Here is a 17,894-nt window from a genome sequence, read left to right on the forward strand (position 1 = left end):
AGCAAAATGGTTTCGATCCGTTTCACAGCTGTGAGTGCGGCGCTGTCCGTACTCCTCGTGGCAGGTGTCGCCGAAGCTGCACCGAAGCCAAAAGCAGATGACGCAACGGCCAAGCTGGCCGCTGCCGCTTCGCCAATGTCCGCACAGGCGCTTGAGGCGATCTATGCGGGCAAGACATGGAAATGGAAGGACGGCGGCGGCTTTTTCTCTGCCGACCGACACAAACTGGCGGCCTGGTCCCAAAAGGGAAAAGCCTGGTCCTATGGTGAAGGACGCTGGTACGCGACCGACGGCGGCAAGCTCTGCATGCAGGCTTACTGGCGCAATAAATCCAGTGGTGGCGGCGGAGATATAAGCTGCTTCCTGCATCGCGAGAAGGCAGGCGTGATCTACCAGAAGCGCTCCATTGGCGGCGACTGGTACATATTCCGGAACAACCCTTCGAAGCCGACGGATGAAGCACAAAAGCTCGTGCGGGGCGATCTGGTCAGCAAAGGACTGATGCGAATTAAGGCGTCAGCCAAATAAATCCCAGGCGGGGAACCGGCTCGCCGACTTCGTGCGTTAGGAGTGCATGAGCGGAGTTGGCGGGCTGGTGGTCGTTAGAAGCCGACATTCATGTCCCAAGGATGCGAATGTCGGCCCCGGGTTACGAACATTATTAGTCACGCATAAAACAGCGTGACTTTTGCCCAAAGCCGCTCGGTGTGCAGACATAGGGAGTACCGCTATAATACTGCGAAGCCGAAACCTTGACGACCTTGCCCATCGGGTTCTTGTTGTAACGGACTTCGTTATTGACGCGATACTTCACGAGGTAAACGGACTGCGTGTCATTCTTCGGTTTGTATTTGTCTTTGGCCTGCGCATTTGCAGAAAGACACAAAGAAGCTGCAAGACCTATCGCGGCCGTTGCTGCCCATTTTACGCTTTCACGGCGTACAGCATTGAAAAATACATTGTTCATGCGACTGCCTCCTGTTGGTTATTTTGGAGGTGTTTTAGCAAGAGCGATTTAATATTCTTGCCGGAAATTCCAGACAATTTTCATCAAATGGGATGCAGCCGCATATATCCCATGAAAGGCGTATGCCTGTCCACTGTTAGCTAATGCTAATATACGAAGAGGTATGGAGCATTTGAGGGACACTGCGTGGCGACTGGTTATTTTGGATTTTGCCGCTACACCAAGATGACTTTTAAAATGGAGTGTCAGCGCCAAGTTTTCGCCGACTTTATTCATGAAACTAATTTAATATTTCGCCGGCGAATTCGATTTATTTAATTTTCCCAAATGTTATCATCTAGGCCTAAAGTCTAAGGCGAAGTGCATCGCTTGGATCAAGCGGTGAAATCAAGGAATTGCCGTGACGTCCGACAATGACAAGACCGCGCAAGATTTTGAGTTGGAATTTGTCGAGCGCCGACAATCAGTGCGCGTGCCGGTTTCTCCCTTGGGCGAAATTGCTGGCTGTAGCAACCGTCTGGAACCTCTGGTTTTCACCACGGAATCTTATGAACCCTCCGAACAATTTGCTGCCTGGCAACAGCACATGCTGCCCTTGCTGGACATGCGCCTGCCGGATGGAGTTCATGCCAGCGACGGATTTCTAGCATCTCAAACGGTGTGGAATCTGGGTGGCATGCTCCTCATCCAGCAGTCAGCACCGGCTTTCAGCTATGAGCGCCCGAAGGAAAAGGTGCGTTTCAGCACGATAGATCACTGGCAGATCGGCTTTTTGCGCAGCGGCCACAGCTGGACCGGCGTTGATGGGCGTGTGGCGGAAAATGAGCCGGGCATGATCGACGTGCGCTCGCTCGGCTATCCTTTTCGAGGGCGGGCCATCGCTTCAGAGTCCGTTTCCCTGATCATCCCCGTCGATCAGTTTGCCGGACGCGGCGGCATGCCTGAATCGAGTAACAACGTCACTTTGGGCGGCTACCGCGCCAAATTACTGATCGACTTCGTTTCGAGCCTCGAAGACGGTCTCAGCCGGGTCACCAACGAAGATTTGCCGGCATTACGGGATAGTCTGCGACAGATCATATTTGACACCATTGCGCCGCTAGTAAAGAAAATCGACGTCAGCGAGCAGATTTCCCAGTTGGGATTGATGACAAAGGCGCGGCGGTTCATCCAGAAAAATCTTATGTCGCGGGATTTGACGCCGGAAGCGTTGAGCCGTGAACTGGCGATTTCGCGCACGCATCTTTATCAGCTCTTTGAAGGGTCAGGCGGCGTGCTGAATTATATTCGCCAACGGCGCTTGTTTGCGGCTCATGCCATGCTGGCGGATGCATCCGAAAATCGAAAGGTTGCGGATGTCGCGCTCGCTTTCGGGTTCGATTCCGCTGCTAATTTCACGCGCGCATTCACACAGCAGTTCGGCTATAGCCCCAGCAGTGTGCGGAAGCCATCGTCAAGGACCGATGCGGTGGCAGACGCGCATCAGGATCAGGCCCAGCCTTCGACATTCGAAACATTGTTGCGAACGCTTGCCATGTACGAGGCATGAAAGGAATATCTGGGCGAGAGCAGGCGAACAGGCATAAAAAAGGCGCCAGCGGCGCCTTGTTTTATGAACTGATCATTCGTCCGACCCATATGAGTATACACGCCCCGACGAAGCCTGAAATCAGATAACCGAGCCAGCCACCGAAGGACACACCGAGCAGACCGAACAGAAAGCTCGCCACTGCAGCGCCGATGATACCCAAAATGATATTCATGAATATGCCGGTGTTGCTATTCATGAAATTGGAAGCAATCCAGCCAGCAAGGCCGCCGATGATGATGGCAGCAATCCAGCCCACGCCTGCACCGCTCATATGATCCACTCCTCTAATCCGGTCTCGACAAACGGCATAGCCATCTGCCCAACCTTGAAATATGCCTTTCGAAATCATGCCCTCAAGGCGGGCTACACTCGGAAAACAGGCACGTAAGACAACAGGTTTTCAAAAGCGTCCCAAAAGCACGGAAACACTTCACAAAATCGGATCGATCGTTCGAACTATCGACAGACGCCCGGAACATCTGCTTATCCCTTCAGATAAACTCGCCGCTCCAAGCGTCTGTTTATAAACGTGTTATGCGGCCAAATGTTCCCATTGGCCGCAAGAGTATCAAAGGCCGCTTGGAACGATGCCGCCATTGTCCTTGAGCTTCTGAATGACCTGCTTGTGCAACCAGACATTCATCGTCGCGGAATCACTCGTGTCGCCGGTATAACCGAGTTCCTTGGCAAGTTCCTTGCGGTGTTCAAGGCTGCTGTCGAGCCCGAGCGCCTTCATCAGATCGACGATAGACGTTTTCCAGTTGAGCTTCTGGCCGCTTTTCGCCACCGCTGCATCAAGCACAGCGCTGACATCGACAGAGCCTGTGGCGGCAGGTGCCGACGGCGCTGGCGCTGCGGTCGGTGAAGGTGCTGCTGCTGTTGTCTGGCTTGGTTCGGCGGTTGCGGTCGTTTCGGCGGTAGGTGTCGCTGCTTGTGCCTGACCCCAAATGGCGCCCTTGATCTTGTCGAAAATGCCCATGTCGAACTCCAGTTGTAAAACAGGTGGCCCGACCGGGGGATCGTCATAACAGACGTGGTCGGACACTTCAATCAGCCAAAGGACTGGATGACTGTGCCGAACAGAATGCATTATTTTGCAATTGGTTCCAGACAATATTGCATGTCAGTCTTCGATAACTGAATTTATGTCTGTATATCTTGTTAAGATGAACGACTTCAGCTCGAAATAAAGGGTGTTCGCTCAGTCTGGTGAATATAATAGTGCTCAATCGCAACATCAGGAAGTTCGGACAGATAAAATGATTGTCTGTCTGTTGCTTTCGCCGTTCCTTCACCGGACACGTTCACGTTTGATGCGCTCTTCAAAGGCACGGCAACGGAGAGGCCATAAAGAATGGCGCCCCAGATCACGAAGGGTGAGGCCGCAATAAGTACGAATATGTACTGAGCTGTTTCCATGTTGGTAATTTTGAGGTCATAGCCTGTAAACGTCAAAGAAAAGACGACCTCTTCAGGGCATGTCAGGCGCTTTGATTTGCCAATCTTTGCTGGAAAGAGTGGAATAAATGTTCAGCTGCTTCCGTGGCAGCGCCTTTCAGTTGCCGACACCCGCCATGCGTGTGCTGTTGAATATCAACAATCTACGAAAACAAACGTTGCATTTTCGCCACAATGCGTTGCATAGATGCAACGCTATTGGGTATCATGGTTAATATGAACGCAGCGAATCTGACCACGGATATGGATAAGGCGGAGAAAACGTCGCGCAAAGGCGAGGGGCGCAGGCTTCTTGCATTGCCCGGTATTATCACCGTCGTTTCGGCGCTGATAACGGCGTCTATTTCCTTTGCGATCCTGATCGGCATTACCCCGATCACCCCTGACCGCACAGTCACGCTGGCCTTGGTCATCATCAATGTCGCGTTGATTTTGTTCCTGATTTTGCTGATTTGCCGTGAGGTCTACCGCATCGTAACGGCCCGGCGGTCGGGCAAGGCGGCGTCGCGGCTGCATGTCCGCATTGTCGCGCTGTTCTCCCTGATCGCCGCTGTTCCGGCGATTGTGGTAGCCATTGTCGCATCGGTGACGCTTAATCTCGGTCTGGATCGATGGTTCGACACCAATACGCGCGACATTGTGAATTCCTCACAGAGCCTCACCACGGCCTATATTCGCGAGACCGCGCTCAATCTGCAAAGCACGTCGTACTCGATGCTGCAGGATCTGGATGCGCAGCGTACGCTCTATAGCCTTGATCGGGGCGGGTTCATCGAATTGATGACGCTACAGACGCGTGGACGCGGTCTGCTCGGTGCATTTCTGGTGCGCGAAAACGGTTCCATTGTCGTGAAAAGCGGCACCGGGCTGGAAACGCGCCTGCCGCCGCCGACAGAAGATGCGCTGAAGACCGCGACTGACGGCAAGCCTGTCATCATTCCACCGGGCAACAGTAATTTTGTCGGCGCAATCATCAAGATGCGCGAAATTCCGGACGTTTTTCTCTATACGGTGCGCGCCGTCGATCCGCAGATCCTCGACGCAATGCGCTTGATGGAAGCCAATACGCAGCGCTATCAGGCGATGGATGCGAACCGCATTCCAACCCAGATTGCCTTTGCGCTTTTGTATTTCGGTTTGACCCTGATTGTTCTTCTGTCGGCCATCTGGACCGGTATCGCGGTTGCGGATCGTCTGGTTCGCCCGATCCGTCTGCTGATCGGCGCTGCCGATGACGTAACAGCTGGCGATCTTGACGTTTCCGTGCCGGTTCGTTCGTCCGACGGCGACGTCGGCGCCCTGTCGGGTACGTTCAATAATATGGTCGCGGAGCTTAAAAGCCAGCGTAACGAACTGATTTCGGCCAAGGACCAGATCGACGAACGCCGCCGCTTCTCGGAAGCTGTGCTTTCTGGCGTGACGGCTGGCGTCATCGGCATCGAAACCGACGGTTCCATCTCCATTCTCAACCGCTCGGCCGAACATATGTTCGGGGTCGTTTCGGAGGATGCAGTGGGCAAAAGTCTGAGCAGCATCGCACCCGAAGTCGGTCAGGCGTTTGAAGTCGCCCGCACTGCGGACAAACCCGTACATCGCGAGCAGGTGAGCATGACACGCAGTGGTGTGGCACGCACATTCAACGTTCAGGTTACCGTTGAAGATATTGAATCTGAAGACCATTCCTATGTCGTGACGGTGGACGACATTACCGATCTGGTGCAGGCGCAGCGCACGTCCGCGTGGGCCGATGTCGCGCGGCGCATCGCGCATGAGATCAAGAACCCTCTGACCCCGATCCAGCTTTCTGCCGAACGCATTCGTCGTCGCTATGGCAAGGTCATTACCGAGGATCGCGAGGTCTTCGACCAGTGCACCGACACCATTATCCGTCAGGTTGGCGATATTGGCCGCATGGTCGATGAGTTTTCCGCCTTTGCGCGCATGCCGAAACCGGAAATGCGGCAGATGGATATGCGCGAAGCATTGCGTGAAGCGTCCTTCCTGATCGAAGTCAGCCGTAGCGATATCAAGTTCGAAAATGATTTCGGCCCCGAAAAGCTGACTGGCTCTTTTGACAGCCGCCTGATCGGTCAGGCCTTCGGTAATGTCATCAAGAACGCAAGCGAAGCGATCGATGCCGTTGCCAAGGAAGACCGCGGCGAGGGGCATATTCTCATTCGGTCCTACAAGGCAGATGGGCAGTTGTTTGTCGATGTGATCGACAATGGCAAGGGCCTGCCCGGTGACGACCGCCAGAAGCTGCTTGAGCCCTATATGACCACGCGGGAAAAGGGTACGGGGCTTGGCCTCGCCATCGTCCGCAAGATTGTCGAGGATCACGGCGGACATCTCGAATTGCATGACGCGCCAGCGGATTTCCACGGAGGTCGTGGCGCGATGATACGTATGGTCTTTCCTGATACGCAGGCCGGTACACCCGGCGCTGCCAACGGAAATGATGAGACAAAGATAGCTGGACAGGTGAATTGATATGGCAGCCGATATTCTTGTAGTTGATGACGAAGCGGATATCCGGGAGCTCGTAGCTGGTATTCTCAGCGATGAGGGTCATGAAACCCGTACCGCGTTCGATGCGGACAGCGCGCTGGCCGCCATCGGTGATCGCGTGCCGCGACTGGTTTTTCTCGATATCTGGCTTCAGGGCAGCCGTCTTGACGGTTTGGCTTTGCTGGACGAAATCAAGAAGCAGCACCCCGATCTGCCGGTGGTGATGATCTCCGGCCACGGCAATATCGAGACGGCGGTTTCGGCCATTCGTCGCGGCGCTTATGATTTCATCGAAAAGCCGTTCAAGGCGGATCGCCTGATCCTCGTCGCCGAGCGCGCACTGGAAACGTCTAAGCTGAAGCGCGAAGTGTCCAATCTGCGCAAGCGCTCCGGCGAAAGCATGGAACTGATCGGCGCATCGCTGGCCATGAGCCAGCTCAAGCAGACCATCGAGCGCGTTGCCCCGACCAACAGCCGTATCATGATCACCGGCCCTTCAGGGGCGGGCAAGGAACTCGCAGCCCGCGCAATTCATGCGCAATCGGCGCGTGCCAATGGGCCTTTCGTCACCGTGAATGCGGCGACGATCACGCCGGAGCGCATGGAGATCGAGCTTTTCGGCACTGAAATGGACGGGGGCGAACGCAAGGTCGGTGCTTTGGAAGAAGCGCATGGCGGTATTCTCTATCTCGATGAAGTTGCCGATATGCCGCGCGAAACGCAGAACAAGATTTTGCGCGTGCTGGTCGATCAGCAGTTTGAGCGCGTGGGCGGCACGAAGCGCGTCAAGGTCGATGTGCGCATCATTTCATCCTCGGCACAGAACCTTGAAGGCATGATTGCCGAAGGCACATTCCGCGAAGACCTGTTCCATCGCCTGTCGGTTGTGCCGGTGCAGGTTCCGCCGCTCGCAGCTCGTCGCGAAGATATTCCGTCGCTTGTCGAATATTTCATGACCCAGATTGCCGGGCAGGCGGGCATCAAGCCGCGCAAGATCGGTGCGGATGCCATGGCCGTACTTCAGGCCCATAGTTGGCCAGGCAATATTCGTCAGCTGCGCAACAATGTCGAACGCCTGATGATTCTGGCGCGGGGCGACGACGCGGATGCGCCGGTAACAGCTGATCTTCTGCCAGCCGAAATTGGTGACACGTTGCCGCGTGCGCCGACAGAGTCGGACCAGCACATCATGGCGTTGCCACTGCGTGAAGCGCGTGAGCGTTTTGAGAAGGAATATCTGATCGCGCAGATCAACCGTTTTGGCGGCAATATTTCGCGTACTGCGGAATTTGTCGGTATGGAACGCTCGGCCCTGCATCGTAAATTGAAATCACTCGGCGTATAAGCATCTGGTGATTATAGAAGCGGAGCAGTCATGCGGGTGATCGTATGCGGAGCGGGGCAGGTCGGCTATGGCATAGCTGAGCGGCTGGCCGCCGAGGAGAACGACGTTTCGGTCATCGATACGTCGGCGCGTCATATCGAAATCGTGCGTGATACTCTGGATGTGCGTGGGTTTGTCGGCCATGGTTCGCAGCCGGATGTGCTGGCTGCGGCTGGCGCTGACGAGGCGGATATGATCATCGCAGTCACGTTGTCTGACGAAGTGAATATGGTCGCCTGTCAGGTTGCACATTCGGTTTTCAATGTGCCGACGAAGATTGCGCGCATTCGCGCCCAGTCCTACCTTCAGGCCGAATATCAGGACCTGTTTCTCCGTGAAAACCTGCCGATCGATGTGATCATTTCGCCCGAACTGGAAGTGGGCGAGGTGGTGCTGCGCCGCATCGCCTTGCAGGGTGCGACGGATGTTCTGCGCTTTGCCGATGATCGCGTCATCGGCCTGGCCATCGAATGTCTGGAAGAATGCCCGGTCATCAACACGCCGCTCAAGCAGTTGACCGATCTGTTTCCCGATCTCGCGGCAACAGTGGTGGGCGTGGTGCGCAATGAAAATCTGTTCATTCCGCGCTCGTCCGATGAGCTGAATGCAGGCGATCTGGCTTATGTGGTCACCACGCGCGAGCAGGTTCGCCGGACGCTGTCGCTGTTCGGCCATGAAAAGCCGGAAGCGCGCCGCATCGTCATAGCAGGCGGCGGGAATATCGGGCTTTATGTCGCCAAGGCTATCGAAGACCGCAAATGGCAAACCCGCGTGAAGATGATCGAAAGCGACCACGAGCGCGCCTTCACGATTGCCGATCAGCTGAAGCGGACCATGGTGCTACATGGCAGTGCGCTGGATCAGGCTTTGCTGCAGGAGGCCGATATTCAGGATGCCGACCTGATGGTGGCGCTCACCAATCAGGATCAGGTGAATATTCTCTCCAGCATCATGGCGAAACGCCTTGGCTGCAAAAGCAACATGGCGTTGCTCAACACGGTCGCCTATCAGGATTTCACCCACATGGTGGGGATCGACGCCTATATCAATCCGAAGGCGGTGACGGTCTCCAAAATCCTCCAGCATGTGCGCCGCGGCCGTATCCGTGCCGTCTATAGCGTCTATCGCGACATGGCGGAAATCATTGAAGCTGAAGCGCTGGAAACATCATCGCTCGTCGGCGCGCCATTGCGGGATCTCGATCTCCCGGTCGGCTTGCGAATCGGTGCGATCTACCGGGATGGGCAGGTGATCCGGCCCAATGGCGACGTCCGCATCAAGCCAAAGGACCGGGTGGTTATTTTCGCTACGGCGGAAGCTGTAAAGCATGTGGAACAGATGTTCCGTGTCAGCCTGGAATTTTTTTGACCATAGAATTCTGATATAGTTAATTAAATATGAGTGGTATAAGTCTTCAAGCTGCAATCTTGGGGGCTTGTATGGATATTTGTACCTTCTGGTACGGACCTCGCTTGCGCGAGGTCGATCGGATTTGTCTGGCATCGATGGTGATGACGGGCCAGCGTGTGAAGTTATTTGCCTACGCGCCAATTGAAAATGTGCCGTCTGGGGTGGAATTGCATGATGCCAATGCGGTTCTGCCGGAAAGTGCATTCACACGGCTGGATTGCGACTATCCGAATTTTCGTTCATCGCGAACCATTGTGCAGTTCAGCGATATTTTCCGCATCATGCTGATGAAACACCAGCAGGGCGTATGGCTCGACACGGATGTTTTTCTCGTAAAGCAATTCCACCCAGATCCGCAGAAGCCGTATCTTGCGCGCGAAAACCGGTTTCGCGTCGGTGTATCGGCGCTTTATTTCCCGCCGGACCATCCGATTATTGGCGAGTTTGAAGCCTATATGGGCGCGACTTATTCCCTGCCGCGATGGCTGGGAGTACGGCGTGGAACGCTGCGACCGCTCTATTACCGGGCAATCGGCAAGGAAGTTACGCCAGCATCTATCGGTATCACGGTTTTCGGCAATGACGGCATTTCACGCCTTGCCCGCAAATACGGAGTTTTCAAAAAAGCCGCTCAGCAGGAGAATTTCTATTATTGGGTGGGCAAGGATGCGACCCGTATCTACGATCCTGCCTATGGTCTGGAGCCGCTCAATCATCCCGATTTCATTGGCTTCCATGTTCATAAAAAACACAAGGAAGTTGTTTCATTGCAACCCGGAAGTTTTTACATGTGGATGAGGGATCAGGTTAAGCCTCTGCTGGAACACAATGATAACATTGAGCTTTCAAAGGCGGGCCGACCGACAGCCGACAGGCTTGTGAGCAATATTTGACGCGTGTTCAACAAAAATGTCGGTTGCGCAAAGATTCCCATCCTGTTAACCGAAGCTAGAGGGCGAAGCAGTTGTCTTTCCACAGCAATTGCAGTTCTGTACTGGCGCCTCGCGCTCCGGTGCTTGATTTATGCAAATGCGCATGCTCGTCTGGAGCATTTCCAGCAAAAGTGTGAAACGGTTTTGCGTTTGGAAATGAGACAAGGAATAACTGCATTCCAGCAAAAGTGTGAAACGGTTTTGCTGGTCGAGAAGTGCACGAAAACAAAGAGATAAGCGGGTTCACCGCTTTGACGTATCGCGAACAGGCTGCTGATCGATTAAAGGAATAAAAACAATGGCTGAACGATCGCAAAATCTTCAAGACCTTTTTCTGAACTCCGTACGCAAACAGAAGATCTCGCTGACGATTTTTCTGATCAATGGCGTAAAACTGACCGGTATTGTGACGTCGTTCGACAATTTCTGTGTGCTTCTGCGCCGCGATGGTCATTCGCAGCTCGTTTATAAGCACGCAATTTCGACGATCATGCCGAGCCAGCCGGTTCAGATGTTCGAAGGCGAGGAAGCCTGACGCTTTCCGAATTCCATTCGGGTGTAGCGGCTTCGTCCATCGATGTCGCGTCGCGTGGATGTTTTGTTAGGCGATTATTTCCGGGTCTCAGCCATGGGACTCGGATATATTTGCTTTAACGCCCGGGGCGTCTTCCATTTGAAACACGCATTGCGGCGACCTATTTGTGCTTGATGATAGAGCGCAATGTCTCTGCACTCCCCGGAGAAAATTTATTTGTCCAAATTCAAGGATAAAAACGCGTCATCCTTCGACGCGCATAAAGACGATGCGAACAAAGGCTACGGCCTTTCCGAACAAGAACCGACCAGAGCTGCCGTCGTCGTTCCCATTTTGCCGGAGCGCTATAGTGCGAACGGCTCGGGCGAAGAAGGCGCACGCACGCAGTTCCAGCGCTCGAACGAAGCACGTCTGGAGGAAGCGGTCGGTTTGGCGCGCGCCATCGATCTGGAAATCATTCACGCAGAAGTGGCGATTGTCACCAATCCACGGCCCGCAACCTTGCTTGGTGCAGGTAAGGTCGAAGCCATTGCCGATACGGTCAAGGAAAACGATATCGGGCTGGTCATTGTCGATCATGCTTTGACACCGGTACAGCAGCGCAATCTCGAAAAGGAATGGAACGTCAAGGTCATCGACCGCACGGGTCTGATTCTCGAGATTTTCGGTGAACGTGCGCGCACCAAGGAAGGCGCGCTGCAGGTTGAGCTGGCGCATCTGAATTACCAGAAGGGCCGACTGGTTCGCAGCTGGACCCACCTGGAGCGTCAGCGCGGCGGTGGCGGCTTCCTCGGCGGTCCGGGTGAAACGCAGATCGAAGCCGACCGTCGCTTGCTGCAGGACAAGATTCTGAAGATCAAGCGCGAACTGGAAACGGTGGTGCGCACCCGCACACTGCACCGCCAGAAGCGGCGCAAGGTTCCGCATCCGATTGTCGCCCTTGTCGGCTATACCAATGCCGGAAAATCCACGCTGTTCAACCGTATGACCGGTGCCGAGGTGCTGGCCGAAGACATGCTCTTCGCCACGCTCGATCCGACTTTGCGGCGCATTCGCCTGCCGCATGGCGAGACGGTGATCCTGTCTGATACAGTTGGATTCATTTCCAACCTGCCGCACCATCTCGTGGCTGCCTTCCGCGCGACGCTGGAAGAAGTGGTGGAAGCCGATCTCATTTTGCATGTGCGCGATATTTCTGATCCGGACAATGCCGCGCAGGCTGAAGATGTCGAGAATATTCTGGCTGGTCTCGGGATTGAGCCGCAGGACCGCAAGCGCGTCGTCGAAATCTGGAACAAGATTGACAATCTGGACGAAAGCGGGCGTGAAGCGGCGCTGCGTCTGGCCGCAGCCGGCGGTGATGAAGGCCGCCCTATCCCCCTGTCAGCCATCACAGGCGAGGGCGTTGATCGCTTGCTAAACCTGATCGAAACGCGGATAGCGGGCGTGCTTGGCACGGTGGATGTCGTTCTGTCGCCTTTCGAGTTGCACATATTGAACTGGATTTACCAGCACGGCAGTGATGTGCAGCGCGAAGATCTCGAAGACGGTTCGGTTCGGGTGCAGGCGCGTCTGACCGAAGTGGCGCGCAAGACGCTGGACGAAAAGCGCGGCATCAAGCCGGAGAAGCCGGAAAACGACTGGGATTAGCACTACAGTTGCAAATTCGTCAGGTCGTGGCGAAACGAGTGATTTTCGAGCACCGGAGCGGAGCGTACTTTTGGGTGCGTGAGCACCGGAGCACAGGAAATTGCTCGTTGCAGACCGACCTCACGAAGAATGCAACTATAGTGTTAGTCATGATTCCGTGAGGAACCGAGCACCACTTGCGGAACAGGGGCGCAACGCCCTATGTATGGAAGTCCGACGATTCAAATCCACTCAATACGCATCCAATATATGCAGAGGCCCATAATGAGAGATCCGATTGAAACCGTCATGAACCTCGTGCCGATGGTGGTCGAGCAGACCAACCGCGGCGAGCGGGCCTATGATATTTTCTCGCGCCTTCTGAAAGAACGCATCATCTTCGTCAACGGACCGGTTGAAGACGGCATGTCGATGCTGGTCTGCGCACAGCTTCTCTTCCTTGAAGCCGAGAATCCGAAGAAAGAGATCAACATGTACATCAACTCGCCCGGTGGCGTGGTGACGTCCGGCATGGCGATCTATGACACGATGCAGTTCATCCGTCCGCCGGTATCCACGCTCTGCATGGGCCAGGCCGCGTCGATGGGTTCGCTGCTTCTGACTGCAGGCGCAACCGGCCAGCGTTATGCGCTGCCGAATGCCCGCATCATGGTCCACCAGCCTTCGGGCGGCTTCCAGGGACAGGCGTCCGACATTGAACGCCACGCGCAGGACATCATCAAGATGAAGCGCCGTCTCAATGAAGTCTATGTGAAGCACACGGGCCGCGACTACGAAACCATCGAACGCACCCTTGACCGCGATCATTTCATGACCGCTCAGGAAGCGCTCGAATTCGGTCTCATCGACAAGGTCGTGGAAGCCCGCGACGTGAGCGCCGACGAATCGAAGTGAGCCTGAATCTGGCTCCCTTCCAATTATTGGCTCCTTTTGCCACAAAAGGGGCTCAATTCTTGGACCAACGTGAAGGTTAACGCGCCGCGTTAAGCATCTGTTGGGCATCAAGGCGCTAAAGTTGGTCAGATCAGGCCGAATCTTTGCCGGGAACTTATTTTTTGTTTGTTCGACGGTTCAGGTTCTGCAAAAGTCACCAAAAGACTCCTTCGGTCGGGGAGTCCACGGTGACTGGAATCCTAGAGACTACAGGGGCAGTGCGTATCAACTGTCAATGTGACCGGTAGAAGGTGAGTGTTTCCTTCCGTACTGGGTCCGAACCGGAAGAAACGATCGGAATGAACAGCCCAAGGTTCGTTTCGGTTTATTGAAAGGAAACTGCAATGAGCAAAGTCAGCAACAGCGGCGGCGATTCCAAGAATACGCTTTATTGCTCGTTCTGCGGCAAAAGCCAGCATGAAGTGCGCAAGCTGATTGCAGGCCCGACCGTTTTCATCTGCGACGAATGCGTCGAACTCTGCATGGATATCATCCGCGAGGAAAACAAATCCTCGATGGTGAAGTCCCGCGAGGGCGTGCCGACGCCGCAGGAAATCATGGCCGTTCTTGACGACTATGTCATCGGCCAGAAGGATGCCAAGCGCGTTCTGTCGGTCGCGGTGCACAATCACTACAAGCGTCTCGCACATCAGTCGAAGAGCAACGATATCGAACTGGCGAAGTCGAATATTCTTCTCGTCGGTCCGACCGGCTGCGGCAAGACCTATCTTGCCCAGACGCTCGCTCGGATCATCGACGTGCCATTCACCATGGCTGATGCGACGACGCTGACCGAAGCCGGTTATGTCGGTGAAGATGTTGAAAACATCATCCTGAAACTGCTTCAGGCTGCTGATTACAACGTCGAACGCGCACAGCGCGGCATCGTCTATATCGACGAAGTGGACAAGATCAGCCGCAAGTCCGACAACCCGTCCATCACGCGCGATGTATCGGGCGAGGGCGTGCAGCAGGCACTTCTGAAGATCATGGAAGGCACCGTTGCTTCGGTTCCTCCGCAGGGCGGTCGCAAGCATCCGCAGCAGGAATTCCTGCAGGTGGATACGACGAACATCCTGTTCATCTGCGGCGGTGCTTTTGCCGGTCTCGACAAGATCATCTCCGCTCGTGGCGAAAAGACGTCCATCGGCTTCGGGGCGACTGTTCGTTCGGTTGACGAACGTCGTATCGGTGCGGTGTTCCGCGAACTGGAACCGGAAGATCTGCTGAAATTCGGTCTCATTCCGGAGTTCGTCGGTCGTCTGCCGGTTATTGCAACGCTCGAAGACCTCGACGTCGATGCACTGGTCCAGATCCTGACTGAGCCGAAAAATGCGCTTGTGAAGCAGTATCAGCGCCTGTTCGACATGGAAAATGTCGAGCTGGTGTTCCATGACGACGCTCTACGCGCCATTGCCAACAAGGCAGTTGAACGCAAGACGGGTGCGCGCGGTCTGCGCTCGATCATGGAAAAGATCCTGCTCGACACGATGTTCGAACTGCCGACACTGGAAGGTGTTCGCGAAGTCGTGATCTCCGGTGATGTCGTGGATGGCAGTGCCCGTCCGCTCTACATCTATGCGGAGCGTCAGGACGAGAAGGGCAATGTTTCGGCCTAAGAGATAGATTTTCTCCTCAAAAGGCCGCGAAAGCGGCCTTTTTTGTTGCCAGTTTGGCAATTCGCTTTAGTGTTATGGGTTCGAAGCGCTTGTATCGGAGCATATCCAAAGCGGCATATTGTGCAAATTGCCAGGACGGCGCAGGATAGTTAACGATTCTATGAAAGCCGCCCGAAACTGGCTATTGAATTGCCGGGCTTGGCTCTCCAAGTATGAACCGAAGCACGCTGTGCGACCTGCCTCATGATGAAAGGGGGCGTCGGCGTGGCAGTCGGGTCGAAAGGCCTGAGAAAGGACTTGAATTATGACGGGTATTGAAGACAAGACCCCGATGGGTGGAGCAGAAGCGGGCGGTGCAGACGGGCTTTATGCCGTTCTTCCGTTGCGCGATATTGTGGTCTTCCCGCACATGATCGTTCCGCTTTTTGTCGGACGCGAAAAGTCTATTCGCGCTCTGGAAGAAGTGATGGGTGTCGACAAGCAGATATTGCTTGCGACCCAGAAAAATGCTGCCGACGACGATCCGGCGCCGGATGCAATTTATGAAATTGGCACCATTGCCAATGTGCTTCAGCTTTTGAAGCTGCCGGACGGCACTGTGAAGGTGCTGGTTGAGGGTACGGCGCGCGCCAAGATTTCCAAGTTTACGGATCGCGAAGACTATCACGAAGCTTACGCTGCGGCTCTGCCGGAGCCTGAAGAAGATGCCGTAGAGATTGAGGCGCTGGCCCGTTCGGTGGTTTCCGACTTCGAAAACTACGTCAAGCTGAACAAGAAGATTTCGCCGGAAGTGGTTGGTGCCGCCAGCCAGATCGACGACTATTCCAAGCTTGCCGATACGGTTGCTTCGCATCTCGCGATCAAGATTCCTGAAAAGCAGGAAATGCTGTCCATTCTCTCGGTGCGTGAGCGTCTGGAGAAGGCTCTTGCCTTCATGGAAGCCGAAATCTCGGTTCTGCAGGTTGAGAAGCGCATCCGCTCGCGCGTCAAGCGCCAGATGGAGAAGACGCAGCGCGAATATTATCTCAATGAGCAGATGAAGGCGATCCAGAAGGAGCTTGGTGATGGCGAGGACGGTCGCGATGAAGCGGCTGAACTGGAAGAACGCATCAACAAGACCAAGCTTTCGAAGGAAGCACGCGAAAAGGCCCAGGCAGAGCTGAAGAAGCTGCGCACCATGAGCCCGATGTCTGCGGAAGCGACGGTTGTGCGCAACTATCTCGACTGGCTGCTCTCCATTCCGTGGGGCAAGAAGTCGAAGGTCAAGCAGGACCTGAACTTTGCGGAAGAAGTGCTCAACAATGATCACTTCGGTCTCGACAAGGTCAAGGAACGCATCGTCGAGTATCTGGCGGTGCAGGCTCGTTCGACCAAGATCAAGGGCCCGATCATCTGCCTCGTCGGACCTCCCGGCGTCGGCAAGACCTCGCTTGCACGCTCGATCGCCAAGGCGACGGGCCGCGAATATGTCCGTATGTCGCTTGGCGGCGTGCGGGACGAAGCTGAAATCCGTGGTCACCGCCGCACCTATATCGGCTCGATGCCTGGCAAGGTCATCCAGTCGATGAAAAAGGCGAAGAAGTCCAACCCGCTCTTCCTGCTCGATGAAATCGACAAGATGGGCCAGGATTTCCGTGGTGATCCGTCGTCTGCAATGCTCGAGGTGCTGGACCCGGAACAGAACGCAACCTTCATGGACCATTACCTTGAGGTTGAGTATGACCTGTCCAACGTCATGTTCGTGACGACCGCCAATACGCTGAACATCCCCGGTCCGTTGCTGGATCGTATGGAGATCATCCGTATCGCCGGTTACACCGAGGATGAAAAGCTGGAAATCGCCAAGCGGCACCTGCTGCCCAAGGCCATCAAGGACCATGCTTTGCAGCCGAAGGAGTTCTCGCTCACGGACGATGCATTGCGCAATGTGATCCGTCTTTACACACGGGAAGCCGGTGTACGTAGCCTTGAGCGCGAGATGATGACACTCGCCCGTAAGGCCGTCACCGAAATCCTGAAGTCGAAGAAGAAGTCGGTGAAGATCACCGACAAGAACCTCTCCGACTATCTGGGTGTGGAGCGTTTCCGCTTCGGTCAGATCGACGGCGAAGATCAGGTCGGTGTCGTTACCGGCTTGGCCTGGACGGAAGTTGGCGGCGAGTTGCTGACCATCGAAGGCGTCATGATGCCCGGCAAGGGTCGCATGACCGTCACGGGTAACCTGCGTGACGTGATGAAGGAATCGATTTCCGCTGCTGCATCCTATGTCCGCAGCCGAGCAGTTGATTTCGGCATCGAGCCTCCATTGTTCGACAAGCGCGACATTCACGTCCACGTGCCGGAAGGTGCGACGCCGAAAGACGGTCCGTCCGCAGGTATCGCCATGGTCACGACCATCGTTTCCGTGCTGACCGGCATACCGGTTCGCAAGGACATCGCGATGACCGGCGAAGTGACGCTGCGCGGTCGGGTTCTGCCGATCGGTGGCCTGAAGGAAAAGCTCCTTGCGGCTCTGCGCGGCGGCATCAAGAAGGTTCTGATCCCGGAAGAAAACGCCAAGGATCTGGCGGATATTCCGGACAATGTGAAGAACAATCTTGAGATCGTTCCGGTGTCTCGCGTCGGTGAAGTTCTGAAGCACGCGCTCGTGCGTCAGCCCGAACCGATTGAGTGGACCGAGCCTGAAACACCTGCAAAGGTGCCTTCGGTTGACGATGAAGCAGGCGCCACAACAGCACATTGACAGTCGGTAAGACGACCAACAAACGAAATGCCGGGCCAAAAGCCCGGCATTTCTGTGTTTAACCCCAGAAAACCGGGCTTTTTTGCCATTGACAGGCTTGGTTTGGCGAGCGTTTCGAATAAACTCCGCCCAATCCGGTCACGTTATCCGTTCCGGTAGGTAAA

General features: G+C 55.1%; 15 protein-coding genes. 11 read left to right on the forward strand and 4 right to left on the reverse strand.

All coding sequences use genetic code 11. The features are described 5' to 3' along the window. The first annotated feature begins 6 nt into the window (after positions 1 to 6). Positions 7 to 528, forward strand: a complete 522-nt coding sequence (locus D8666_RS02135) for a DUF995 domain-containing protein (RefSeq protein ID WP_121536139.1) — start codon at positions 7 to 9, stop codon at positions 526 to 528. 133 nt (positions 529 to 661) lie between these two features. Here the strand turns inward: D8666_RS02135 and D8666_RS02140 are convergent, their stop codons facing one another. Continuing rightward, the gene (locus D8666_RS02140) at positions 662 to 967 is read right to left on the reverse strand and encodes a hypothetical protein (RefSeq protein WP_109368948.1); all 306 of its coding nucleotides are present in this window, start codon (positions 965 to 967) and stop codon (positions 662 to 664) included. 400 nt (positions 968 to 1,367) lie between these two features. Here D8666_RS02140 and D8666_RS02145 point away from each other — a divergent pair, with 400 nt between their 5' ends. Beyond that, positions 1,368 to 2,516, forward strand: coding sequence for a helix-turn-helix domain-containing protein (locus tag D8666_RS02145; protein WP_121536141.1), 1,149 nt, complete (start codon positions 1,368 to 1,370; stop codon positions 2,514 to 2,516). 61 nt (positions 2,517 to 2,577) lie between these two features. Here the strand turns inward: D8666_RS02145 and D8666_RS02150 are convergent, their stop codons facing one another. The 3 genes from D8666_RS02150 to D8666_RS02160 all read right to left on the reverse strand — a co-directional run bounded on the left by D8666_RS02150 (position 2,578) and on the right by D8666_RS02160 (position 4,013). Then, positions 2,578 to 2,829 carry a GlsB/YeaQ/YmgE family stress response membrane protein gene (locus D8666_RS02150; protein ID WP_109368950.1) on the reverse strand — a complete coding sequence of 84 codons (252 nt, stop codon included), beginning with the start codon at positions 2,827 to 2,829 and terminating at the stop codon, positions 2,578 to 2,580. 297 nt (positions 2,830 to 3,126) lie between these two features. Further along, complete coding sequence (locus tag D8666_RS02155) at positions 3,127 to 3,537, reverse strand: DUF3597 domain-containing protein (RefSeq protein WP_121536143.1); 411 nt, start codon at positions 3,535 to 3,537, stop codon at positions 3,127 to 3,129. 197 nt (positions 3,538 to 3,734) lie between these two features. Beyond that, positions 3,735 to 4,013, reverse strand: a complete 279-nt coding sequence (locus D8666_RS02160; RefSeq protein ID WP_121536145.1) for a hypothetical protein — start codon at positions 4,011 to 4,013, stop codon at positions 3,735 to 3,737. Between the two features lie 177 nt (positions 4,014 to 4,190). Between D8666_RS02160 and D8666_RS02165 the strand changes: the two genes are divergently transcribed. The 9 genes from D8666_RS02165 to lon all read left to right on the forward strand — a co-directional run bounded on the left by D8666_RS02165 (position 4,191) and on the right by lon (position 17,730). After that, the gene (locus tag D8666_RS02165; protein WP_121536147.1) at positions 4,191 to 6,506 is read left to right on the forward strand and encodes a sensor histidine kinase NtrY-like; all 2,316 of its coding nucleotides are present in this window, start codon (positions 4,191 to 4,193) and stop codon (positions 6,504 to 6,506) included. Between the two features lies 1 nt (position 6,507). Further along, entirely contained in the window at positions 6,508 to 7,869 is a 1,362-nt protein-coding gene (ntrX, locus tag D8666_RS02170) for a nitrogen assimilation response regulator NtrX (RefSeq protein WP_121536149.1), read from the forward strand. A 30-nt stretch (positions 7,870 to 7,899) separates the two neighbouring features. Further along, on the forward strand, positions 7,900 to 9,276 hold the full coding sequence (gene trkA, locus D8666_RS02175) for a Trk system potassium transporter TrkA (RefSeq protein ID WP_109368955.1): 1,377 nt from the start codon (positions 7,900 to 7,902) through the stop codon (positions 9,274 to 9,276). Between the two features lie 71 nt (positions 9,277 to 9,347). Then, positions 9,348 to 10,211, forward strand: a complete 864-nt coding sequence (locus tag D8666_RS02180; RefSeq protein ID WP_121536151.1) for a glycosyltransferase family 32 protein — start codon at positions 9,348 to 9,350, stop codon at positions 10,209 to 10,211. A 337-nt stretch (positions 10,212 to 10,548) separates the two neighbouring features. Then, positions 10,549 to 10,785, forward strand: coding sequence for an RNA chaperone Hfq (hfq, locus tag D8666_RS02185; protein WP_002964239.1), 237 nt, complete (start codon positions 10,549 to 10,551; stop codon positions 10,783 to 10,785). Positions 10,786 to 11,001: 216 nt separating this feature from the next. After that, entirely contained in the window at positions 11,002 to 12,435 is a 1,434-nt protein-coding gene (gene hflX / locus D8666_RS02190) for a GTPase HflX (RefSeq protein WP_109368957.1), read from the forward strand. Between the two features lie 264 nt (positions 12,436 to 12,699). After that, positions 12,700 to 13,329 (forward strand): ATP-dependent Clp endopeptidase proteolytic subunit ClpP, encoded by a 630-nt coding sequence (gene clpP / locus D8666_RS02195; RefSeq protein WP_078338597.1) that lies wholly within the window; start codon positions 12,700 to 12,702, stop codon positions 13,327 to 13,329. Positions 13,330 to 13,712: 383 nt separating this feature from the next. Further along, positions 13,713 to 14,987, forward strand: coding sequence for an ATP-dependent Clp protease ATP-binding subunit ClpX (gene clpX, locus D8666_RS02200; protein ID WP_078338598.1), 1,275 nt, complete (start codon positions 13,713 to 13,715; stop codon positions 14,985 to 14,987). 304 nt (positions 14,988 to 15,291) lie between these two features. Then, positions 15,292 to 17,730, forward strand: a complete 2,439-nt coding sequence (gene lon / locus D8666_RS02205) for an endopeptidase La (protein WP_121536153.1) — start codon at positions 15,292 to 15,294, stop codon at positions 17,728 to 17,730. The last annotated feature ends 164 nt before the right edge of the window (positions 17,731 to 17,894 follow it).

It is taken from the genome of Ochrobactrum soli, from assembly GCF_003664555.1.
In the GTDB taxonomy this organism is placed as follows: Bacteria; Pseudomonadota; Alphaproteobacteria; order Rhizobiales; family Rhizobiaceae; genus Brucella; species Brucella teleogrylli.